This window comes from Micromonospora sp. CPCC 205539, from assembly GCF_036906815.1.
Taxonomy (GTDB): Bacteria; Actinomycetota; Actinomycetes; order Mycobacteriales; family Micromonosporaceae; genus Micromonospora.
Genome location: NZ_JBAKHW010000068.1, coordinates 1 through 22,876 on the forward strand (window position 1 = coordinate 1; position 22,876 = coordinate 22,876).

The 22,876-nt window shown below is 74.4% G+C and carries 17 protein-coding genes and 1 rRNA gene; 15 read left to right on the forward strand and 3 right to left on the reverse strand.

Going from position 1 to position 22,876, the window contains the following annotated elements:
• A 5S ribosomal RNA gene (gene rrf / locus V6V47_RS31350) occupies window positions 1-87 on the forward strand; the annotation flags it as partial.
• A gap of 90 nt (window positions 88-177) precedes the next feature.
• Here the strand turns inward: rrf and V6V47_RS31355 are convergent.
• A complete protein-coding gene (locus V6V47_RS31355) occupies window positions 178-2,145 on the reverse strand; it encodes a hypothetical protein (protein WP_334632159.1) in 1,968 nt (655 codons plus the stop codon).
• Between V6V47_RS31355 and V6V47_RS31360 the strand changes: the two genes are divergently transcribed.
• Window positions 2,134-3,099, forward strand: a complete 966-nt coding sequence (locus tag V6V47_RS31360) for a Replicase polyprotein 1ab (RefSeq protein ID WP_334632160.1) — start codon at window positions 2,134-2,136, stop codon at window positions 3,097-3,099. The two genes, V6V47_RS31355 and V6V47_RS31360, sit on opposite strands and share 12 nt — an antisense overlap.
• The gene (locus V6V47_RS31365) at window positions 3,096-4,121 is read left to right on the forward strand and encodes an HAD-IIA family hydrolase (RefSeq protein ID WP_334632161.1); all 1,026 of its coding nucleotides are present in this window, start codon (window positions 3,096-3,098) and stop codon (window positions 4,119-4,121) included. Before V6V47_RS31360 ends, V6V47_RS31365 begins: the two co-directional genes overlap by 4 nt.
• Before the next feature lie 163 nt (window positions 4,122-4,284).
• Here V6V47_RS31365 and V6V47_RS31370 read toward each other — a convergent pair whose 3' ends face one another.
• Window positions 4,285-4,623, reverse strand: coding sequence for an SCP2 sterol-binding domain-containing protein (locus tag V6V47_RS31370; RefSeq protein WP_334632163.1), 339 nt, complete (start codon window positions 4,621-4,623; stop codon window positions 4,285-4,287).
• Between the two features lie 111 nt (window positions 4,624-4,734).
• Between V6V47_RS31370 and V6V47_RS31375 the strand changes: the two genes are divergently transcribed.
• The 5 genes from V6V47_RS31375 to V6V47_RS31395 all read left to right on the forward strand — a co-directional run bounded on the left by V6V47_RS31375 (window position 4,735) and on the right by V6V47_RS31395 (window position 11,439).
• The gene (locus tag V6V47_RS31375; protein ID WP_334632165.1) at window positions 4,735-5,352 is read left to right on the forward strand and encodes a phasin family protein; all 618 of its coding nucleotides are present in this window, start codon (window positions 4,735-4,737) and stop codon (window positions 5,350-5,352) included.
• 82 nt (window positions 5,353-5,434) lie between these two features.
• Window positions 5,435-5,680 (forward strand): hypothetical protein, encoded by a 246-nt coding sequence (locus V6V47_RS31380; RefSeq protein WP_334632181.1) that lies wholly within the window; start codon window positions 5,435-5,437, stop codon window positions 5,678-5,680.
• A gap of 38 nt (window positions 5,681-5,718) precedes the next feature.
• The gene (locus V6V47_RS31385) at window positions 5,719-6,582 is read left to right on the forward strand and encodes a TlyA family RNA methyltransferase (protein WP_334632167.1); all 864 of its coding nucleotides are present in this window, start codon (window positions 5,719-5,721) and stop codon (window positions 6,580-6,582) included.
• A 97-nt stretch (window positions 6,583-6,679) separates the two neighbouring features.
• A complete protein-coding gene (locus tag V6V47_RS31390; protein ID WP_334632182.1) occupies window positions 6,680-7,564 on the forward strand; it encodes an NAD kinase in 885 nt (294 codons plus the stop codon).
• A 158-nt stretch (window positions 7,565-7,722) separates the two neighbouring features.
• Complete coding sequence (locus V6V47_RS31395) at window positions 7,723-11,439, forward strand: S8 family serine peptidase (protein ID WP_334632168.1); 3,717 nt, start codon at window positions 7,723-7,725, stop codon at window positions 11,437-11,439.
• Window positions 11,440-11,556: 117 nt separating this feature from the next.
• On the opposite strand, the gene V6V47_RS31400 is transcribed toward V6V47_RS31395, so the two are convergent.
• Entirely contained in the window at window positions 11,557-12,582 is a 1,026-nt protein-coding gene (locus V6V47_RS31400; protein ID WP_334632170.1) for a helix-turn-helix domain-containing protein, read from the reverse strand.
• 125 nt (window positions 12,583-12,707) lie between these two features.
• Between V6V47_RS31400 and recN the strand changes: the two genes are divergently transcribed.
• The 7 genes from recN to V6V47_RS31435 all read left to right on the forward strand — a co-directional run.
• Entirely contained in the window at window positions 12,708-14,465 is a 1,758-nt protein-coding gene (gene recN / locus V6V47_RS31405; RefSeq protein WP_334632171.1) for a DNA repair protein RecN, read from the forward strand.
• Window positions 14,466-14,583: 118 nt separating this feature from the next.
• Entirely contained in the window at window positions 14,584-15,762 is a 1,179-nt protein-coding gene (steA, locus tag V6V47_RS31410; RefSeq protein ID WP_334632173.1) for a putative cytokinetic ring protein SteA, read from the forward strand.
• Window positions 15,763-15,789: 27 nt separating this feature from the next.
• Window positions 15,790-16,731 (forward strand): copper transporter, encoded by a 942-nt coding sequence (locus V6V47_RS31415; RefSeq protein WP_334632174.1) that lies wholly within the window; start codon window positions 15,790-15,792, stop codon window positions 16,729-16,731.
• A 79-nt stretch (window positions 16,732-16,810) separates the two neighbouring features.
• Window positions 16,811-17,677 (forward strand): hypothetical protein, encoded by an 867-nt coding sequence (locus V6V47_RS31420; RefSeq protein ID WP_334632176.1) that lies wholly within the window; start codon window positions 16,811-16,813, stop codon window positions 17,675-17,677.
• Window position 17,678: 1 nt separating this feature from the next.
• Window positions 17,679-19,364 carry a murein biosynthesis integral membrane protein MurJ gene (gene murJ, locus V6V47_RS31425; protein ID WP_334632177.1) on the forward strand — a complete coding sequence of 562 codons (1,686 nt, stop codon included), beginning with the start codon at window positions 17,679-17,681 and terminating at the stop codon, window positions 19,362-19,364.
• 91 nt (window positions 19,365-19,455) lie between these two features.
• The gene (locus tag V6V47_RS31430; protein WP_334632179.1) at window positions 19,456-20,622 is read left to right on the forward strand and encodes a glycosyltransferase family 4 protein; all 1,167 of its coding nucleotides are present in this window, start codon (window positions 19,456-19,458) and stop codon (window positions 20,620-20,622) included.
• The coding region (locus V6V47_RS31435) for a hypothetical protein (RefSeq protein ID WP_334632180.1) at window positions 20,622-22,876 on the forward strand (2,255 nt) is incomplete at its 3' end. The genes V6V47_RS31430 and V6V47_RS31435, both read left to right, overlap by 1 nt.

Here is a 22,876-nt window from a genome sequence, read left to right on the forward strand (position 1 = left end):
GGTCACATTCCGAACCCGGAAGCTAAGCCCTCCAGCGCCGATGGTACTGCACTCGTGAGGGTGTGGGAGAGTAGGACACCGCCGGACAATCTTCCAGTCGAGGGCCGCCCCATCCGGGTCGGCCCTCGACTGCGTAGCGCCATTGGTGGCGCAATCAGGAAGGATGTACCTGTGAGTTCAGGACCGCAGGGCGGAGATCGTCCCCGTCGTAACGAAGACCGCGCCGACGGCCCGGGCGGGCGCGACCGTGCCCCGCGCCGCGATGACCGTGACCGGCCGCCGTACCGGGGAGACCGGGACAACGCTGGCGGTTCCCGGGGCGGATACGCCGGCGGCCGCGACACCGGTTCCCGTGGTGGTGACCGGGACGGTGGTTTCCGCGGCGGTGACCGTCGCGAAGGCGGTTTCCGTGGTGGCGACCGCGACGGCTCGCGTTCCGGTGCTCCGCGTGAGGGTGGCTTCCGCGGCGGTGACCGTCGTGAAGGCGGCTTCCGTGGTGGCGACCGTGACGGCTCCCGCTCGAGCGCCCCGCGTGAAGGCGGCTTCCGTGGTGGCGACCGCGATGGCTCCCGCTCGAGCGCGCCGCGTGAAGGCGGCTTCCGTGGTGGTGACCGCTCGAGTGCTCCGCGCGAGGGTGGTTTCCGTGGTGGTGACCGCTCGAGTGCTCCGCGCGAGGGCGGCTTCCGTGGTGGCGACCGCTCGAGTGCTCCGCGCGAGGGTGGTTTCCGTGGTGGTGACCGCTCGAGTGCTCCGCGCGAGGGCGGTTTCCGCGGTGGCGACCGCTCGGGCGCTCCGCGCGAGGGTGGCTTCCGTGGCGGTGACCGTCGTGAGGGCGGCTACCAGGGTGGTGGCGACCGTTCCCGGTCCGGCCCGACCCGTGAGGGTGGCTTCCGTGGCGGTGACCGTGAGGGTGGTTTCCGTGGTGGCGACCGTCGTGAAGGCGGCGGCTTCCGTGGCGGTGACCGTGAAGGCGGCTTCCGCGGTGGCGAGCGTCGCGAGGGTGGCTTCCGCGACGGCTCGCGTTCCGGTGCTCCGCGTGAGGGTGGCTTCCGTGGTGGCGACCGTGAGGGTGGTTTCCGTGGTGGCGACCGTCGTGAAGGCGGCGGCTTCCGTGGCGGTGACCGCGATGGCTCTCGCTCGGGTGCTCCGCGTGAGGGTGGCTTCCGTGGCGGTGACCGCGAGGGTGGTTTCCGTGGCGGCGACCGTCGTGAGGGCGGCTACCAGGGTGGTGGCGACCGTTCCCGGTCCGGCCCGACCCGTGAGGGTGGCTTCCGTGGCGGTGACCGCGACGGCGGTTTCCGTGGCGGCGACCGTCGTGAAGGCGGCGGTTTCCGGGGCGGTGACCGTGAGGGTGGTTTCCGTGGCGGCGACCGTCGTGAGGGCGGCTACCAGGGTGGTGGCGACCGTTCCCGGTCCGGCCCGACCCGTGAGGGTGGCTTCCGTGGCGGTGACCGCGACGGCGGTTTCCGTGGCGGCGACCGTCGTGAAGGCGGCGGCTTCCGTGGCGGTGACCGCGATGGCTCTCGCTCGGGTGCTCCGCGTGAGGGTGGCTTCCGCAGCGGTGACCGCGAGGGCGGTTTCCGTGGCGGCGACCGTCGTGAGGGCGGCTACCAGGGTGGTGGCGACCGTTCCCGGTCCGGCCCGACCCGTGAGGGTGGCTTCCGTGGCGGTGACCGCGACGGCGGTGCCCGTGGCGGCGACCGTCGTGAGGGCGGCTTCCGCGGTGGTGACCGCGATGGCTCCCGTTCGGGTGCTCCGCGCGACGGGGGCTTCCGCGACGGCTCGCGGCCGAGTGCCCCGCGCGAGGGTGGCTTCCGTGGCGGTGACCGCGACGGCGGCGCCCGTGGGGGCGACCGTCGTGAGGGCGGCTTCCGTGGCGGTGACCGCGAGGGCGGCTTCCGGGGCGGCGACCGCGAGGGCGGTTTCCGGGGCGGCGACCGCGAGGGCGGTTTCCGGACCGACGAGCGGCCGCGTCGCGAGGGCGAGTTCCGCCGCGACGACCGCGGTGGCTCCGAGTCGACCGAGGGTGGGCGCAGTTCGGCCCCGGCACTGCCGGACGACATCCTCGCGACCGACCTCGACAAGGACGTTCGCGCCGAGCTCCTCTCGCTGAACAAGCCGGTCGCCGAGACGGTGGCCCGGCATCTGGTCGCCACCGGTCAGCTGATCGACGACGATCCGGCTGAGGCGTTGGCGCACGCGCTGGCCGCCCGTCGGCTCGCGTCGCGCATCGCTGCCGTCCGTGAGGCGGTCGGCCTTGCCGCGTACCACGCGGGGGAGTGGCAGACGGCGATCGCCGAGCTGCGTACGTACCACCGGATGAGCGGCCTGCAGAGCCACCTGGCGGTGCTGGCGGACTGTGAGCGTGCCCTCGGGCGGGCGGAGCGGGCCATCGACCTGTTCCGCGGCGCGGACCGGGAGAAGCTCGACCAGGCCGTCGCGATCGAACTGCTGATCGTCGCTGCCGGGGCACGGGGTGACCTCGGTCAGAAGGACGCCGCGGTCGCGATGCTCCAGGTCCCGGACCTCACCAGCGAGGCGACCGTGCCGTGGACGGCGCGCCTGCGCTATGCGTACGCCGACGCTCTGCTCGCGGTGGGCCGGCGTGAGGAGGCCCGCGAGTGGTTCTCCCGTGCCGCTGACGTGGACACCGAGGACGAGACCGACGCCGCGGAGCGGCTGCTGGAGCTCGACGGCGTGGTGATCGAGGGCGACGACGAGGACGAGGCGGACGAGGAGATCGCCGCCGGCCCAGGCGCCCCCGGCGCCGTGCCGGCACGACCCGACACCGAGCTGGTCGACGACGACGACGAAGACGACGACGACGACGACGAAGACGACGACGACGACGACGAAGACGACGACGACGACGAAGACGACGACGACGACGACTTTGACGACGACGAGGAAGACGGCACCGCCGGACGCCCCGCCGACGACGAGGGCTTCGACGACGAGGACGAGGACCGTCACCCGGACGCGAGCGGAAGCGCCGGCCGGACCGTGGCGGCCGGCGACGGCGACGGCGACACCGACGCGGTGAACGTCGACGGAACCGTTCCGGCTCGGGACGACGAGTCGGGGTCGGCACAGCGGTGAGTGCGGACGCCGGGGAACGGCTGATCGACGGGTACTCCCTGGTCGTCTTCGACCTGGACGGGGTGATCTACCTGATCGACCGGCCGATCCCCGGCGCCGTCGAGGCGGTGGCTCGGCTGCACGCGGAGGGGCGGGCGGTGGCGTATGCCACGAACAACGCCTCCCGGCGGTCCAGCGACGTCGCCGACCTGCTGACGGGGATGGGCGTGCCAGCCCGGCCGGAGGAGGTGCTCACCTCCGCCGCGGCTGCGGCCGAGCTGCTGCGCGACCGGCTGCCCGTGGGTGCGCCGGTGCTGGTGGTCGGCGCGGAGGCGCTGCGCGCCGAGCTACGCGCGGTCGGGCTGACCCCGGTCTCGCAGGCGGACGAGAAGCCGGCTGCGGTGGTGCAGGGTTACGGGCCGCAGGTCGGCTGGGCCGAGCTGGCCGAGGCGTCGGTCGCGGTGCGGGCCGGCGCGATCTGGGTCGCCACCAACACCGACCGGACCCTGCCCAGTGGCCGGGGACCGCTGCCGGGCAACGGCGCGCTGGTGGCGGTGCTGCGTACCGCGTTGGAGCGGGACCCGGACGTCGTGGTCGGCAAACCGGAGTCGGCACTGTTCGAGACGGCCGCCCGGCGGAGCGACGGCGGGCGGACGCTGGTCGTCGGCGATCGGCTGGACACCGACATCGAGGGTGCCCGTCGGGCCGGTCTGGACAGCCTGCTCGTGCTCACCGGCGTGAGTGGCGCACCTGACCTGCTCGCCGCCGGGCCGCAGCGTCGTCCCACGTACGTGGCGCGGGACCTGGCGGGGCTCTTCGACCCGGCTGCGGCGGTGCGGGTCCCGGGGCCGGTGGACGCCGGCGGTTGGTCACTGACGGACCGCGACGGCACGCTGGAGCTGGGCGGCTCGGGTCGGGACCTCGACGCGCTGGCTGCTCTCTGTGCGGCGGCCTGGTCGGCCCCGACGCTGCCGCGGATCCGCCCGGCGGGCCCGGACGCGGCCCAGGCGCTGAGGAGTTTCGGGCTGCCCACCGGAGGGTGACGCTGCCCCGCCAGGAAGATCGGGTCCGCCCACACCATCCGCTCCTCCCGGTGATCAAGAGCTTTGCGTCATGAGGGCGGCGTGTCGTGACGCAAACCTTTCGATCACCGCAGCAATCCCGGCGGGTGACGCCAGCGCGTCGGGGGGGTCGCCCGAGTGCGCGTCAGAGCAGCTTGCGCAGCTTGAGCAGGTCGAACGGGTTCGCTTTGATCGACACCCGCCGGGACGCCACGGCACCGGTGACGTCCAGGTCGCCACGGACCAGGGCGAGCAGGTCGTCGCTGGACGTGCTCAATGCGATCTTGGCTTTGGGGTCGTCGCCGTCGGTCAGATCGAGCAGCCGGCCTCCGCTGATCCGGCCGTGGAACGCGGTGTCCAGGTCGGTGATCCGGCAGGCCAGCGTGCGGTCCAGGTCGATGCGGTCGCGGACCGTCTCGGCATTGCGATCCAGTCGGGCTGCCAGCTCCTGCAACGCCTGCCGGCACTCGTCCACGCTGGCCACAAGTCCCCCTCGCCAATTGCCACACCGTCCCCGGCACCGTACCGCACAGGACTGTCCGCGTGGCCCGGTAGCGTGACACCTGCACACCCCGCCCCGTGGAAGGACTCAGGCATGCAGGACGCGTGGCGCGCCTACCTCGAGCTGGCCCTGGGCCTGACGGAGGCGCCTCGAAAGAAGGCTCAGGACGCGGCTCGTCGCCTCGTCGGCTCCGGCGGCGCGACCGCCGCCCAACTTCAGGCCCTCGGCGAGGAGCTGTTCTCCACCGGCGCGGCCAACCGGGAGGCGCTGACCAAGCTGGTCCGGTTCGAGGTCGACCGGGCCCTCGGGGCGGTCGGCCTGGCCACAGCAGACGAGGTGGCCGAGCTGACCCGGCGGGTGCACGACCTGGAACGGCAGTTGCGGGAGGCGCGGGCCGTCGAGCCGGCCGGCCCCACCCCGCAGCCGGATTCGACCCGTGTCGCGCAGCCCGACGCCGGCCTGGTGCTGTCCGCCGGCTCGGCGGCCGCCCCGGTCTCCGCGCCGGCGCCGGTCCCCGCGCCCGCGCCCGTCTCCTCGGTCGGCAAGAAAGCGGTCGCCAAGAAGGCCGTGGCGAAGAAGGCGGTCGCGAAGAAGGCTCTCGCGAAGAAGCCGCCGGCGACGGTCAGCCGGACCAGCGACGAGGTCCCCACTCCGGCGGCCATGCCGGCGAAGAAGGCGGCCCGTAAGCAACAGCCGGGCGGCACCCCGTGAGCGCCGTGCCGACCGGCCGGGGCATCCGGTGACCGGCGACGCGCGTCCGGGCCCGCCGTCGGGCTTCCGGCCGGCTCCACCACTGGGCAGCCGGCCCGGTCCGCCGCCCGGCGGCGGGTCGTTCGGCGCCCGGCCGGCCTCGCCGGTGGGGGCCCGGCCCGGTCCGCCGCTGGACGGCGGGGACGATCCGGCGGGGCACCCGGCCGTGGACGCCGCCGTGCGGGCCATGGCCAACGCGGCGACGCTCGCCCCGGCCGACCAGATCGCGCAGTACGAAGCGGCCTACGAGACGTTGCGGGAAACCCTCGCCACCATCGACCAGACCTGAGCGGGCCTGCCCGGCCCGAGTAGACCGGAGAACCACCCATGGCACGTCGTAACCGGCTGGACGCCGAACTCGTCCGCCGTGGTCTGGCCCGTTCCCGTGAGCAGGCCGGCGCGTTGGTCGAGGCCGGCCGGGTCCAGCTGCGCGGGGTGCTCGCGCGTAAGGCCGCCGCGATGGTCGACCCCGCCGATCCGCTCCTGGTCACCGGCGCGGACCCGATCGACGAGTACGTCTCCCGCGGCGGGCACAAGCTCGCTGGCGCGTTGGCCGCGTTCGGCGCCGGTGGGCTGCGCGTCGCCGGCCGGCGGTGCCTGGACGCGGGCGCCTCGACCGGAGGCTTCACCGACGTGCTGCTGCGCGCCGACGCCGCCGAGGTGGTGGCCGTGGACGTCGGCTACGGGCAGCTCGCCTGGTCGCTGCGTACCGACGAACGGGTCCGGGTCTTCGAACGCACCAACGTCCGTACCCTCGAGCCCGAGACCATCGGCGGGCCGGTCGACCTCACGGTGGCCGACCTGTCGTTCATCTCGCTGCGGCTGGTGCTGCCGGCGCTGGCCGGCTGCACCCGGGCCGACGGCGACCTGGCGCTCATGGTGAAGCCGCAGTTCGAGGTCGGCAAGGACCGGGTCGGCACCGGTGGCGTGGTCCGCGAGCCGGAGCTGCGCGCCGAGGCGGTCCTCGACGTGGCCGCCGCCGCGGCACAGCTCGGGCTCGGTCTGGCCGACGTGGCGGCGAGCCCGCTGCCGGGGCCGAGCGGCAACGTGGAGTTCTTCGTATGGTTGCGCCGGGGCGCACCACCGGCCGACCCGCAGCGGGTGCGGGCCGTGGTGGCGGCCGGGCCGGACGGTCCGACGACGACCGGCGACGTGCCGGCCGCGGCGGCGGCGGAGGAGGTCGCACAGTGAACGCGTGCAGCGAGCGCCCCGGGACGACCTGCGGGCCACGCGACCACACCGGGTCGACGGTCGGCCGGGGTCCGGTCGCGGACGGGCGGCCGGTGCGATGAGCCGGACCGCGCTGCTGGTGACGCACACCGGCCGTCGACGGAGCACCGAGCACGCCCGGGCGGTCGCCGCCGACCTGATCGCCGCGGGTTTCGAGGTCCGGGTGGTCGCCGAGGAGGCTGACGACCTCGACCTGCCCGGCGTGGTCCCGGTCGCGGGCCCGGAGGCCGCCGAGGGCGCCGAGATCGTCCTCGCGCTCGGTGGGGACGGCACGTTCCTCCGCGCGGCCGAGTTGGCCCGGCCGGCGAAGGCGCCGCTGCTCGGCATCAACCTCGGCAAGGTGGGCTTCCTGGCCGAGGCCGAGATCGACGACCTGGACGCGGCGGTCCGGGATGTCGTCCAGCGCAACTACACCGTGAACGAGCGGCTGACCCTGGACGTCACCGCGGAGTTCGAGGGTGGCCCGACCATCGAGTCGTGGGCACTCAACGAGATCAGCGTCGAGAAGGGCGAGCGGGCGCAGATGCTCGAGCTCCTCGTCGACGTAGACGGGCGGCCGCTGTCCCGGTACGGCTGCGACGGCGTGGTCTGCGCCACCCCGACCGGGTCGACGGCGTACGCGTTCTCCGGCGGCGGTCCCGTGGTCTGGCCGGAGGTGGAGGCGCTGCTGCTGGTGCCGATCAGCGCGCACGCGTTGTTCAGCCGCCCGCTGGTCACCGCTCCGACGTCCACCTTCGTGATCACCGTTGACCCGTTCACCACCCTCGCCGTGCTCAGCTGTGACGGCCGGCGGGTGTACGACCTGCCGCCCGGCGCTCGCGTCACGGTGCGTCGGGGCGCTCTGCCGGTCCGCATCGTCCGGTTGCAGCCGCGCCCGTTCACCGACCGGCTGGTCGCCAAGTTCGGTCTGCCCGTGCACGGCTGGCGAGGAAGCCGCCGGTGACCGTCGCGCATACCGTTGGTGCACGGCGGTTGTCCACCTGACGACATGTCGCCGCTGCGGCGGCCGGCGGCTAGTGACCCGGTGACGCGCTCCGTCGCAGACTCCGATCGGTCCTCATCTACGGATGACGGGCCTGGAGGAGTAGAGGAGCGCATCGCATGCACTGGTCCCCCCGCTGGCTTGCCGCCGGCACGGTCGGCGCGCTGGTGGTCGGCCTCGCCGCACCGGCGTCCGCCGACCCACCCGTCCGATCCGCCGCCGGCACCCCCGCCGCACCGGCCCCGGGCGCGCCCGCGCCCACCCGCATCACCCTGATCACCGGCGACCAGGTGGAACTCGTCCAGGCCGCCCCGGGACGGGTGGCGGCGACCGTCCGGCCCGCCCCCGGTCGGGAACGGATCATCTTCCAGAGCACCGAGGTCGACGGCGGGCTGCGGGTGCTGCCCAGCGACGTCATGCCGTACCTGTCCGCAGGGGTGCTCGACCCGGACCTGTTCGACGTGCAGGAGTTGGCCGCCGACGGGTACGGCGGCGCCGACAGCCTGCCGCTGATCGTGCGCTACCAGAACCCCACGGCGGGTCGGGTGGCGGCGCTCGCCGGCGCGAGCGCGGTTCGGCCGCTGGAGAGCATCGGCGGCGCCGCGCTGCGGGTCGGCAACGGCGACCTCGGCGGCTTCTGGAGCGCGCTGCGGGCCAACCCCGCCGGCCGGGCCGCCGCGCCCGGCACGGCCACCCTCGCTGGCGGCGTCGCGCACGTCTGGCTGGACGGCAAGGTCACGGCGGCGCTGGAGACCAGCGTGCCGCAGATCGGCGCACCGGAGGCCTGGGCGGCCGGCCGGGACGGCGCCGGCGTGCAGGTCGCCGTCCTGGACACCGGTGTGGACGCCAACCACCCGGACCTGGCGGGCCGGATCGCCGGCACCCAGGACTTCAGCGGCTCGGGCAGCGCCGCCGACGGCCACGGCCACGGCACCCACGTGGCCTCGACGATCGTGGGCAGCGGCGCCGCCTCGGACGGCCGGCGCAAGGGCGTGGCGCCCGGCGCGAAGCTGCTGATCGGCAAGGTGCTCGACGACAACGGCTCCGGTTACGAGTCGGGCATCGTCGCGGGCATGGAGTGGGCCGCCCGTTCCGGCGCGAAGGTCGTCAGCATGAGCCTCGGCGGCAGCGCCACCGACGGCACCGACCCGATGAGCCAGGCGCTCAACGACCTCACCGCCGAGACCGGCGCCCTGTTCGTGGTGGCCGCCGGCAACGAGGGCTCGGCCCGTAGCGTCGGCACGCCCGGTGCGGCCGCGTCGGCGCTCACCGTCGGCGCGGTGGACCGCGACGACCAGCTCGCCGAGTTCTCCAGCCGCGGGCCGCGGCTGGGTGACAACGGGCTCAAGCCCGAGATCACCGCGCCGGGCGTCGGCATCATCGCCGCGCGGGCCGCCGGCACCACCATGGGTACGCCGGTCGACGACGCGTACACCCGGGCGTCCGGCACCTCGATGGCCACCCCGCACGTGGCCGGCGCGGCCGCGATCCTCGCCCAGGAGCACCCCGACTGGACCGCGACGCGGCTCAAGGACGCGTTGGTCAGCACCGCGAAGGGCAATCCGGCCCTGACCGTCTTCGAGCAGGGCGGCGGCCGGGTCGACGTGGCCCGGGCGCTGAAGCAGCGGGTGTACGGCACCGCGACCGCCGACTTCGGTCGGCTGAGCACCGGTGGCGCGGTCCTCGAGCGGGCCGTGACGTACACCAACGGCACCTCGGCCCCGCAGACCCTGCGGCTGGCCCTGGACCTGCGCAACCTGGACACCAACGCGGTCGAAGCCGACGGGGTCTCCGTCGGCGGCGAGGTGACCGTGCCGGCGGGCGGCAGCGTGGCCGTTCCACTACGCGCCGACCCGGCGAAGCTGGACCGGGGCCTGCACAGCGGCTGGTTGGTGGCCACCGGCGCGGACGGCGTCGCCGTGCGTACCGCGGTCGCGCTCACCCTCAGCGGCCCGATGCACATCGTCACCTTCCGGGCGCTCGACATGAAGGGAGAGCCGGGCGTCGCGCCGGTGCTCACCGTCTTCGGTGAGCAGCCCGAGTCCGACTGGCTCGGCTGGATCGGCGGCGAGGTGCGGATCCAGGTCGAGGAGGGCCCGTACCTGGTCGAGGCGCTGATCGAGCACGGCGTACCGCTGGACGAACAGGTCACCCTGGTCACCGACCCGGAGCTGAACGTCACCCGGGACGTCACCGTGGTGCTCGACCCGCGCAAGGGCACGCCGGTGCGGATCGAGACGCCGAAGCCGTCCGAGCAGCGGGCGACGATCAGCTTCTACGAGCACCGGGTCTTCGGCAACGGTCGGCAGGTCGACCACGGGGTGATGACCTTCAGCACCGTCCAGCAGGTCAACGTCACCCCGACCCGTCCGGTGGCCAAGGGACAGTTCGAGTTCGCCTCGCGCTGGCAGTTGGTCGCGCCGATGGTGGACGCCCGGATCAGCGGGTTCTCCGGTCCGTTGGACATCAACCTGATGGGCTACTCGCCGGCGCCGACCGACCGGCGGAAGCTGCCGCTGGTCTGGGCGGGCACCGGTACCGCCGCCGAGCTGGCCCGGGTCCGGGGCGCCGCGGCGCTGCTCACCGCCGCTCCCGATGTCTCGGAGGAGGAGCAGATCGCGGCGGCCGCCGCGGCGGGTGCGACGTCGGTGCTCATCGTCCGACCGGCGGACCGGAGCGCGTGGACGGTCTGGACCCCGCTGGGGGACCGGCTGCCCGTCCCCGCGATGGCGGTGGCGTACGACGACGGCCAGCGGCTGATCGCGGCGGTTCGGCGTGGCCGGACGACGCTGGACCTGACGCTGACCGTGGACAGCCCCTACCTGTACGACGTGTGGCAGGTCTCGAAGGGCCGGGTCCCGGAGCGGATCCTGCACAAGGTCACCGCGCAGAACACCGCCGAGGTGACCGCCCGTTACGGCGGTGTCGGCAGCGAGTGGGCCACCGAGCAGCGGTTCGGGTGGCGTCCGTGGCAGGAGACCTCCTGGAACGACGACCAGCGGCTGGTGCATGCCGGCACCACCCGGCAGGAGTTCGTCAGCGCCGGTGACAACTGGTGGCAGCACCGCGTCCTGCACAAGATGATGTGGTCGAGCTGGGGACGTCTGACCGGCGGGCTCAACGACCAGCCCCGGCGGTACGACGGCGATGACCGCGTCAGCGAGACCTGGCACGCGCCGGTGGTCCGCCCCGCGGTGCCGGCGACCGGCGGACCGGTGCCGACGAGGACCGGGGACATTCTGGACCTGCGGGTGGCCGAGTTCGTCGACGCCGACGGGCACTACAGCCTGGCCGGCGGCAGCGAGGAGTCGGACACCGTCGAGGCCCGGCTCAGCCGGGACGGCAAGCAGCTCGCCGACCTGTCCGGCGGGTGGGCGCCGGTGCCCACCACCGCCTCGGCGGCCCGGTACCGGCTGGACCTGACCACGCAGCGGTCCTCGGCGGAGTGGCGCTACGCCACCCGTACCGAGACGTCGTGGCAGTTCACCTCGGCCCAACCGGCGGGCGACGCGGCCCAGCCGCTGTCGCTGCTGCAGGTGGACTACGCGGTGCCGGCCGACCTGCTTGCGACGGTGCGTGGCAACCGGTCGCACCAGCTGGGGCTGACCCTGCGCCAGCCGACCGGGGTGCGCGCGCCCAGCGGCACCAGTGTCCGGGTGGAGGTCTCCTTCGACGGGGGCGTCACCTGGCGGTCCGCGCCGACCAAGGGTTCGGGTACCCGGTACACGGCGACCGTGCCGGCCGGGAGCGGGACGGTGTCGCTGCGGGTGCACGCGACCGATCGGGCCGGGAACACCGTCGACCAGACGGTGCTGCAGGCCTACGGGCTTCGGTGATCGGCGGGGCGGGGCGGCCAGGAGCCGTCCCGCCCCGGGTGGGGCCCGCCGTCTCCCGACGGCGGGCCCCACCCTTTTTCGCGGGGTACGGGGTCAGAGCCTTTTCGGGGTACGGGGTCAGAGCCAGCCGCGCCGGGCGACCTGGAACGCCAGCCCGGGTCGGGTGTCCACGCCGGCGGCGTCCATCAGGTCGGCGATCCGTCGTTGCACGGTCCGCCGGCTCACCCCGAGCTGGGAGGCGATGGACTTGTCCGGTACGCCGGCCACGAACAGCGACAGCAGTCGCGCCTCGTCGGCGTCGGGCTGGTAGCCGTCGACGTCGACCGCATGGTCGTCGGGATCGGGCCGCCGGGTGTCGGTCGTCGGCGCGGCGAGCGGGTCCTCCAGACGCAGGCGGGTGGCCACCCGCCAGTGGCTCTCGAAGAGGGCGAGCAGCGCGTCGAGCAGTTGACTACGGCCGATCACCGCGGCGCTCGGCTCGCCGCCGTCGAGGTCCGGCACCAGCGGGCAGATCGCGGTGCGGGCGTCCACGATGGCCAGTCGGACGGGCAGCCGGTCCAGGACCCGGGCCTGTTCGCCAGCGCCGACCCCCTTGGCCAGGTCGGCCAGCGCGCCCGGCTCCAGCAGCAGATCGCGTTCGTAGATGGCCCGGTAGCTCACCCCTCGGGCCAGCGCGTCGAACTCCTCGACGTTCTCCGGGCCGGCCATGGCGAGGGGGTTCGCCCGGCAGAACCAGAGCACCTCGGTACGGGCGGCGTTCTGCAGGTCGCGCAGCCGCTCCCGGAGCATCCGGGCGCCGGTGATCACCTCGACGAGGTGGTCGACGTGGTGCCGGCGCAGCCCGGCGCGGTACTCCTCGGCCAGTTGGGTGATCCGCCGCCGGGCCGATTCCAGATCCTCCTGGCGGCGCAGCAGCGTCGCGCCGAGGGCGACGTCCGGGGCAGCCGGACGCAGCGGCGCGTCCGGGTCGGTGTCGGTGGCCAGCACCAGGCCTTTGATCCGGAGCGCCTCGACCTGGGCCACGACCTGCGCCCGGGGCCGGTGCAGCCGGCGGACCAGCTCGTCGACCCGGGCGGTGGTGAGCTGGAGCAGGCAGCGGTAGAGCTCCTCCTCGGCCGGGGTCAGGCCAATCACGTCCAACACGGGGCAGAACTGTACGTCGGCCACGTCTCGGTCGTGTCGCGGCCCGTCCGTGAGCTCGTCCGCTGGCGTGTCCGCGGGCCCGTCGGCTGGTCAACTGTCGGGCCCCGCGTCTACTGTCGGTGGCTGTGCTGGACGAGCTGCGCATCACCGGGCTAGGCGTCATCGAGGACACCACACTGCCGCTGGCCGGCGGGATGAATGTCATCACCGGCGAGACCGGTGCGGGCAAGACGATGGTGGTGACCGGCCTCGGCCTGCTCTTCGGCGGCCGGGCCGACGCGGGGCGGGTCCGTGCCCAACCCGGTCGGGCGGTGGTGGAGGGGCGGCTGCGCCTGACCGGTCGGGTGGCCGACACGGTGCACGCCCGGATCATCGACGCCGGCGGTGAGCCCGACGACGACGGTTCGCTGCTGTTGAGTCGTACGGTGACGGTGGAGGGCCGGTCGCGGGCGCATGTCGGTGGCCGGAGCATGCCGGTGTCGATGCTCAGTGAGGTCGGCGAGCAGGCGGTGGCCGTGCACGGGCAGTCCGACCAGCTCCGGCTGCTGCGACCGGCCGAGCAGCGGGCCGCACTGGACCGGTTCGCCGGCCCGACGCACGAGAAGCTGCTCGACGCGTTGCGGGAGTCGTACACCGGGTGGCGGCACGTGGTCGACGACCTGGCCGACCGGCGGCGCAACGCCCGCGAGCGCAGCCAGGAGGCCGATCTGCTGCGGCTGGGCCTCGACGAGATCACCCGGGTCGACCCGCAGCCCGGCGAGGACAACGACCTCAAGACCGAGGCGCAGCGGCTGGAGCACGCGGAGGGGCTGCGGACGGCCGCGCAGGTGGCTCAGCAGTGCGTGGCGGGTGGCGCCGAGGCGGCCGACGAGACTCCGGACGCGGCGGCGCTGCTCGGCACCGCCCGGCGCACGCTGGAGGCGCAGGCGGGCACCGACCCGGCGTTGGGTGAGCTGGCGGCCCGGCTGGAGGAGGCGGCCACCCTGGTCACCGATGTCGCCGCCGAGCTGTCGGCGTACCTGGCGACGTTGGATGCGGACCCGGCCCGGTTGCAGCACGTCTACGAGCGGCGGGCCGCGCTGCGGGCGCTGACCCGTAAGTACGCCGACGACATCGACGGGGTGATCGCGTGGGCCGAGCGGGCCCGCACCCGACTGTCCGACCTGGACAGCTCCGACGACCTGCTCGACGAGTTGGAGCGGGAGGGTCAGCGGCTGGCCGGCGAGGTCGCCGAGTTGGCGGGCCGGGTGTCGGCCTCCCGACAGGAGGCGGCGGTCCGCTTCGCCGATCAGGTCACCGTCGAGCTGGCCGGTCTGGCCATGCCGCACGCCCGGATCGAGGTGGCGGTGCTGCCCCGTCCGGCGGGGCGGACGGAGCCGGCGCTGCCGGTGAACGGCGTCGAGGTGGGCGTCGGCCCGGACGGCGGCGACGAGGTGGAGTTGCGGCTGCTGGCGCATCCGGGCGCACCGTCGTTGCCGTTGCAGCGGGGTGCGTCCGGTGGTGAGTTGTCCCGGGTGATGCTCGCCATCGAGGTGGTCTTCGCCGGCTCGGGTGGCCCACCCACGTTGGTCTTCGACGAGGTCGACGCGGGCGTCGGTGGTCAGGCGGCGGTGGAGATCGGCCGGCGGTTGGCGCGGCTGGCCCGCAGCCACCAGGTGTTGGTCGTCACGCATCTGCCGCAGGTGGCCGCGTTCGCCGACCGGCATCTGGTGGTGGCGAAGGACACCGGCGGTGCGGTGACCACCAGTGGTGTGCGGGTGGTGGAGGACACCGAGCGGGCTCGGGAACTGGCCCGGATGCTCGCCGGTTTGCCCGATTCGGATCTGGGTATCGCTCATGCTGAAGAGCTGCTGGCCGTGGCGGACAAGGAACGGCGGCCGTGACACGGGTATTGTGACCGCAAGCACGTCGGCCTGCGTCGGCGTGTGCTTCCCTGGGTAGGCGGCCCTGCTCAGGCATGTCGCGACAGAAAAGCCTGCCTCACATGCCAGGATGGTCACGATGCGTCTACCCACGTTGCGCCGAGCCCGGAACGCGGATCCGGGCAAAGTCCTCGGCACCGCGCGCCTCGACCGCCGGACCAAACGCCTGGTCGGTCGGCTGCGCCCTGGTGACATCGCGGTCATCGACCACGTCGACCTGGACCGGGTGGCGGCCGATTCACTGGTCGCCGTCGGCGTCGCCGCGGTGCTCAACGCCAAGCCCTCGGTCTCCGGCCGGTACCCCAACCTCGGTCCGGAGGTGTTGATCGCCGCTGGCATCCCGCTCCTGGACGACCTGGGCGAGGGTGTCTTCGAGCAGGTCCGCGAGGGCGACCGGGTGCGCATCGAGGGCAACACGGTCTTCTCCGGTGACGAGCCGGTGGCGCACGGCAGCCTGCAGGACGCCGAGTCGGTGGCGAAGTCGATGGCGGACGCGCGTGAGGGGCTCTCGGTCCAGTTGGAGGCGTTCGCCGCCAACACCATGGACTACCTCCGTCAGGAGCGCGACCTGCTGCTCGACGGCGTGGGCGTTCCGGACATCCAGACCCAGATGCAGGGTCGGCACTGCCTGATCGTGGTGCGGGGTTACGACTACAAGGCCGACCTGGACGTGCTGCGCCCATACATCCGGGAGTTCAAGCCGGTGTTGATCGGCGTGGACGGTGGCGCCGACGCGCTGGTCGAGGCGGGTTACACCCCCGACCTGATCATCGGGGACATGGATTCGGTCACCGACGACGTGCTGCGCTGCGGGGCCGAGGTGATCGTGCACGCCTACCCGGACGGACGGGCGCCCGGCCTGCCCCGGGTCAACGGCCTCGGCGTTCCGGCGGTGACCTTCCCCGCCGCGGCGACCAGCGAGGACCTGGCCATGCTGCTGGCCGACGAGAAGGGCGCCTCGCTGCTGGTCGCGGTCGGCACCCACGCCACGCTGGTCGAATTCCTGGACAAGGGGCGCGGCGGCATGGCCTCGACGTTCCTGACCCGGTTGAAGGTCGGCGGCAAGCTGGTCGACGCCAAGGGCGTGAGTCGCCTCTACCGGCAGAGCATCTCGGGTTCGTCACTGCTGCTGCTGGTCCTGTCGGCGATCGCGGCGATGGCCTCCGCGGTGGCCGTCTCCACCGTCGGTAAGGCGTACCTGGGCGTGGTCGCCGAATGGTGGGACAATCTTGTGTTCCAGCTCTACCGGCTCTTCTAGTTCCCGACCGATCAAGAGGCTGCAAGCGTGATCAACTTCCGCTACCACGTGGTGTCCCTCACCGCGGTCTTCCTGGCTCTGGCGATCGGCCTGGTGGTCGGCACGGCCGCCCTCAACGGCCCGGTCGCCGACTCGCTCAAGGAGCAGGTCACCGCGCTGCGCAAGGACAACCAGCAGATGCGCCAGACGGTCAACAACATGGAGAAGCAACTCGGCCTGGAAGAGGAGTTCGCCGAGGAGATGTCCCAGGTCGTCCTGCCGGGCACCCTCACCGGGCACCGGGTGCTGGTGCTCAGCCTGCCGAACGGGCGCGACCACACCGAGGGCGTGCTCAAGAAGCTCCAGCAGTCGGGTGCCACCATCACCGGCCGGGTCGATCTCCAGGACAAGTTCATCAACCCGGACAACAACACCAACCTGCTGGAGTTGGCCGTCACCGCCGCCCGCCCGACCGCGCAGACCACCGGGCTGCCGGGCAACGGGCACGGGGTGGAGACCTCCAGCGCTCTGCTGGCCAGCGTCCTGCTCGACCGGGCAGCGGGTGTCGCGCCGGTCAGCGACGCCGACCGGCGGGCGGTGCTCGCCGCCTACAACAACGCCGGCTACCTGACCACGGACGACAACAAGGTCACCGGGTCGGCGGAGGCGGTCGTCGTGGTCAGCGGTCAGCCGTACGTCGACAAGGACTCCGCGAAGCGCGACGAGTCGGTCGTCAAGATCGGTGAGCAGTTCGACCGGACCGGGTCGATCGTGGTGAGCGGCAACGGCTCCGCCGGCGGAAACCTGGTGGCCGTGGTCCGTGGTGACCCGGTGCTGTCCCAGACGATCTCCACGGTCGACAACGCCAACACGGTGCAGGGTCAGGTGGTCACCAGCCTCGCCCTGGTGCAGCAGCTGACCGAGAAGAAAGCCGGCCAGTACGGCGTCGGCGACAACGCCACCTCGCTGCTGCCTAGACTGCCCCAGTGAGCGAACGACGTACCCCCGTGTCCGAAACCGACGAGGCGGCGCGTGAGCGAGCGACCCTGAGGCGAAGCGAGGTCGCGGCGTGAGGGCGCTGGGCCGACTGCTGATCGCGGGAGCCGGAGCCGCCGCGGCCCGCTACGCGCTGCGTGAGGTGCGCACCGCCCCGGTCGGGCCGGCGCTGGAGCGCACCAACTTCCGTGGCCGCACGGTGACCCTGGCCGCCGGCCCGGCGCTTGCCGCCGGCGCGGCCGCCGCCGGTGCGTTCGGCGCCACCAGCGGCGCGTCCGGCGGTGCCGCCCTGGTCGCCGGCCTCGGCGCGGGCGGGGTCGGGCTGTACGACGACGTGGTCGGCGCGCGACCCGAGCAGAAGGCGGCGAAGGGCTTCGCCGGCCACCTCGCCGCGCTACGGGAGGGGCGGGTCACCGCCGGGCTGGTCAAGGTCGTCGGGGTGGGCGCCGCCGGGCTGGGCGCCGCGGCGCTGCTCGCCGCCGACCCCCGGGTCGCCGGGCACCCGCGCCGGCAGCGCCACGGCGCGTTCGGCCGGGGCGTCGACGTGCTGCTCGGCGCCGGCGTGATCGCCGGCACCGCCAACCTGCTCAACCTGCTCGACCTGCGGCCCGGCCGGGCGCTCAAGTCCGGGCTGCTGCTCGGCGCCCCGCTGACCGGCGGCCCGCACGGCGGGATCGCCGCGGGCGCGGTCGGTGCCGCCGCCGGCCTGCTCGGCGACGACCTCGGCGAGGACGTGATGGTCGGCGACAGCGGCGCGAACGCGCTCGGCGCGGTGCTCGGTGTCGCCCTCGCCGCCCGGACCGGCCCGCTCGGTCGGGCCGGTCTGCTCGCCGTGCTCGCCGGCCTCACCGCTGCCAGCGAGAAGGTCAGCTTCACATCCGTGATCCAGCGGACCCCGGGGCTGCGGGAGCTCGACGCGCTGGGCCGACGCGCCGACTGACGTGACCAGACCGGCACCCCTCGCCGGCGCCGGCCGGTTGGCCGGGGCAGCCGCGCTCATCGCCGTCCTCACCGTGCTCAGCCGGCTCGCCGGCTTCGGCCGTACCGCCGTCTTCACCTGGAGCCTGGCGCCCACCGACCTCGGTGGCGCCTACGTGGTGGCCAACTCGGTGCCGAACTTCATCTTCGAGATCGTCGCCGGTGGCGCGCTGGCCAGCCTCGTCGTACCGCTGCTGGCCGGGGCGGTCGAGGCCGGCGACCGGTCGACGGTGGCCCGGACCACCGGCGCGCTGCTGACCTGGACGTTGGCCCTGCTGGTGCCGCTGGCGCTGCTCGTGGCGCTGTTCGCCGGGCCGCTGGTCGCGTCGTTGGGTCACGGCCTGACCGACGCCCAGCAGTTGAGCGGTGCGCGGATGCTGCGGGTCTTCGCCCCGCAACTGCCGCTGTACGGCATCGGTATCGTGCTCACCGGCGTGCTCCAGGCGCACCGCCGTTTCGCCTGGCCGGTGCTCGCTCCGCTGCTGTCCAGCCTCACCGTGATCGTCGTCTACCTGGGGTTCACCGCGACCCAGGGTCGGCTGGCCACCGTCGGCGGGGTGACCGCCGGAGGCGAGCTGCTGCTCTCGGTCGGCACCACGCTCGGCGTGGTGGTGCTGTCGCTGTCGCTGCTGATCCCGGTCCGCCGGCTCCGCCTCGGGTTGCGGCCCGGCTTCGGGTTCTCCGGCGAGGCACGGGCCCGCGTCGGCGGGCTCGCGGTGGCCGGCGCGGTCACCGTCACCACGCAGCAGATCGCGCTGATCGTGAGCTTGAACCGGGTCACCGAAGGCGCGGCGAGCAACCCGGGCGTCTACAACCTGGCGCAGACCGTCTACCTGCTGCCGTGGGCGGTGCTGGCCGTACCGCTGGCCGTGGCGGCGTACCCGACCCTGGTCGCGGCGCGGGCCGCCGGCGACGAGGCCACCTATCGGGCGACGCTGGCCCCGGCCGTGCGCGGCGTGCTGCTCTTCGGCTGCCTCGGCGCCGCCGCGCTGATCGGGACCGCCGGGCCGATCGGGCATTTCTTCTTCCCCGCCGCCACCGCGCCGACGGCCGCCGCCGCGATCATCGGGTTCGCACCGGGCCTGCTCGGCTACGGCCTGTTCGCGGTGCTCACCCGGGCGCTCTACGCCCGGGGGGAGACCCGGGCGGCGACCCTCGCCACCGCGGTCGGCTGGCTGGTGGTGCCCGCCGCCGTCCTGCTGCTCGGCGCGCTCCTGCCGCTGCGGGACCGGGTGCTCGCGGTGACGTCCGCCAACTCGGTGGGGATGCTGGTGCTCGGAGCGTTGCTGGTCACGGCGGTGCTGCGCAGCGCCGGCCGTCCGGCGCTGGCCGGCGCGGCCCGGGCCGGGGCGGCGGGTGGCCTCGCCGGGGTGCTCGCCGCGCTCGCCGGGCTCGGCCTCAGCCGAGGGCTCGACACGCTGGGCGACGGCACCCCGACGATGGCGGCGGCACTCGGTCAGGGCATGCTGTCCGGGGTTCTGGTCGGTGTGGTGTTCCTCGTCGTGGTCTGGTTCGTCGACCGGCGGGACGTACGACCACTGCTCGCCGGGGTGCTGCGCCGGGTGGGCCGGCGGAACCGGTCCGGCACGCCAGCGCCGGGCGCGATTTCCCCGGAGCAGAGCGACGGGAAGGAGACGGCAGCTCAGTGAGCGCGAGGAGTGAGCCCGTTCTGCGAGCCCCGCAGTCGCGAACGAGAGATGGCTCAGTGATGCCGATAGGCGGGGTGCGGCGGTGGTCGCGATGACGGGCTCGACTCGGCCCGCGAGCTGGTCGGGCACCGTTGCGCTGGTGCTCGCCTCCAGCACCGGTGGGGTCGGCCAGCACGTCCGTTCGGTGGCGCGGGGGCTCACCGAAGCGGGCGCCAGCGTCCTCGTCTGCGGGCCGGCGGCGACCCAGGAGCAGTTCGACTTCACCGGCGTCGGGGCGCGTTTCCAGCCGGTGGAGATCCCGGCCAGCCCGACCCCGGCCGACGCGCGCGCGGTGCTCGCCCTGCGCCGGGCGCTCGCCACCGCCCAGGTCGACGTGGTGCACGCGCACGGCCTGCGCGCCGGGTTGGTCGCCGTCCTGGCCCGCCCGGCCGCCCCGCTGGTCGTCACCTGGCACAACGCGGTGCTCGCCGGCGGACTACGCGGCGGTGTGTCCCGACTCGTCGAGCGGGTGGTGGCCCGGGGCGTCCGGGTGGCCCTCGGCGCGTCCGCGGACCTCGTGGACCGGGCCGCCGCGCTGGGCGCCGCCGATGCCCGGCTCGCCCCGGTCGCCGCGCCGACGTTGCCCGCGCCGCGCCGACGCCCGGCCGCCGTCCGGGCCGAGTTCGGCGTCGGCCCGGACCAGCCGCTGATCCTCTCGGTGGGTCGGCTACACCCACAGAAGCGCTACGACGTGTTGATCGACGCGGCGGCCCGCTGGCGTACGCGGACTCCGCCGCCGGTGGTGGTGATCGCCGGCAGTGGCCCGGCCTACCTGCCGCTGGCCGCCCGGACCTCCGCCGCCCGCGCCCCGGTGACCCTGCTGGGGCACCGCACCGACGTGGCCGAGCTGCTCGCCGGCGCCGACCTCGCGGTGGTGACCAGCGACTGGGAGGCTCGGCAGCTCTTCGCTCAGGAGGCGCTGCGGGCCGGCGTACCGCTGGTGGCCACCGCGGTCGGCGGGCTGCCGGAGCTGGTCGGCGACGCCGCCGCGCTGGTCCCCGCCGGCGACGTGGACGCGGTCGACGCGGCGGTACGCGCGCTGCTCGACGACCCGGCGGCGCGTGCCGAGCTGGGCCGGCGCGGTGCCGAGCGGGCGGCGACCTGGCCCACCGAGGCGGACACGGTGGACGCGCTGTCCGCCCTGTACGCCGAGGTGGCCGCGGACCGGACCGGTCTGGCCGCCCCGGACCCCGACGCCCCGAGAACGGGACACCGGTGATGCTGCGCCGACTCGCCCCCGCCCTGCTGACCCTGCTCGTGGTGACGCTGGGCGTCACCGCGTTGGCCGCCCGGCCGCCCCGGGGCACCCCGCAGCGCACCGCCGACTTCGTGGTGCTCGCCGGGATCGCCGGGCTGCGTTGGGAGGACGTGGATCCGCAGAGCACCCCGACGCTGTGGCAGATGGCTCAGGAGGGGTCGATCGGCTCGCTGTCGGTGCGGTCCGCGCACCGGCCCACCTGCCCGGTGGACGGCTGGCTGACCCTGGGCTCGGGCAGCTTCGCCGCGTGGAACGGCAGCCGCTCGGCGGGCGGCTGCCCGGCGGCCGGTGTGGCCGTGGAGCAGCCGGACGGCATCGGCGCGAACCTGCCCGACCAGGAGGGTGTGGTCCAGCACAACCAGCAGCAGCTGCCCTGGGGCGCCATGCCCGGGTCGCTGTCGGAGTCGGTGCGCTGTTCGGTCGCGGTCGGCCCGGGCGCGGCGGTGGCCGCCGCCCGCCCGTTCGGCCGGGTCGACCGGTACGCCTCGGCGCTGCCCGCCGATCCACGCGTACTGCTCGGCTCCTGCGTGCTGAGCATCGTGGACCTGGGCACGGTCGACGGGACGGACCGGGCGGCACGCGCCGCGGCGGCACGCGCGGCCGACGCCCAACTGGCCCGGGTGTTGGCCGCCCGCCCACCTCGCTCGCTGGTGCTGGTCGCCGGGATCTCCGACACCGAACAGCCGTCCCGCCTGCATGTCGCCGTCGCCGACGGGCCGGGCTGGGAGCGGGGGTGGCTGACCTCGGCGAGCACCGGCCGGGATGGTTACCTGCAACTCGTCGACCTCGCGCCGACCGCGTTGGCGGCGCTGGGCCGGCCCATGCCGGAGCGGCTCTTCCTCGGCCGGCCGGCGGTCAGCACCGACGGCCGCCCGGCCGACCTGGTCGCGGCGATCAACCACCCGGCGGACGCCGACCGGGAAGCGGCCGCCCAGCGGACCGTGTCCGGCGGCTTCTTCACCGTGCTCGCCGGGGTGCAGGTGCTGCTGGCCCTCGCGATACTGCCGCTGCTGCGCCGGGCCCGCCCGCACGCCGGGCCGAGCGGACCGACGCCGGCGCCCGCGCGGGTCGTGGCGGCGATGGAACTGCTGCTGGTCGCGGCGGCGCTGACCGTGCCGGCCGCGCTGCTGGCCGACGCGGTGCCCTGGTGGCGCGGCGACCACCCCGGCTGGATCTTCGCCGGGGTGACGGCGCTGCTGGTGGCGGCCGGCACCGCGGCGGTCCGGTTCGTTCCGGGGTACGCCGGCACCCTCGGCCCGATCGGCGCGGTGGCTGGTCTCACCACGCTGGTCGTCGGGCTGGACGTGCTCACCGGGGCCCGTCTGCAGCTCAACGGTGTGGTCGGCTACTCCGCGTTGCAGGGCGGCCGGTACGCGGGCCTGAGCACCGTCGGGTTGGGCGTGTTCCTCGCCGGCGCGCTGCTGAGCGCGGGCTGGCTCGCCCAGCGGGTGCACCGCAACTGGCGACCGGCGGTGATGGTGGCCGTGGGCGGCCTCGCCGTGGTGGTGGTCGGCAGCCCGTACCTGGGCGCCGATCCGGTCGGCGCGATCGCGCTCACCGCCGGGCTGAGCGTGGCCGCCGCGATCAGCGCCGGCGGTTGGTTGACCATCAGCCGGCTGGCCTGGGCCACCATGGCCGCCCTGGCGGTCGGGATCGGTTTCGCCGTGGTGGACCTGCGCCGCCCGGCGGCGGAGCGGGGCAGCCTGGGCCGGTTCCTCTCCGCGCTGGGCGACGGCACCGCCGGGTTCACCGTGCACCGGTCCAGCACCGCCAACTTCGAGACGCTGGTCAACAGTCCACTGACCGTGTTGGCGCTGGCCGGTGGGCTGCTGGTGTGGTTCGCCCTGCTGCAGCCGTGGGGTGGGCTGATGCGGCTGTTCGGCATCTACCCGGCCGTCCGGGCCGCGCTGGGCGGCTCGGTGGTCGCCGCGGTGCTCGGTGGCGTCCTCGACGGCGCGGCGCTGGACGTCGCCGGCGCGGCCGCCGCGCTGGTGGTGCCGATGGCCGCGCTGGCCTCGCTGCGGGTGCTGGGGCACGCCGCGGACCGGACCCGCCCCGGCGTCGGCCGGGGACGCGACGAGGCGATCGACGGCGGCCCTGCGGCCGGCGGCGACGGGCCGGCGGGCGGGGGTGACGGCCCGACCGGCGGCGGTGGGCCGGCGGGCGGGGACGATGCACCCCCGCTCAGAGGGCCACCCCCCAACACGGAGGGCAA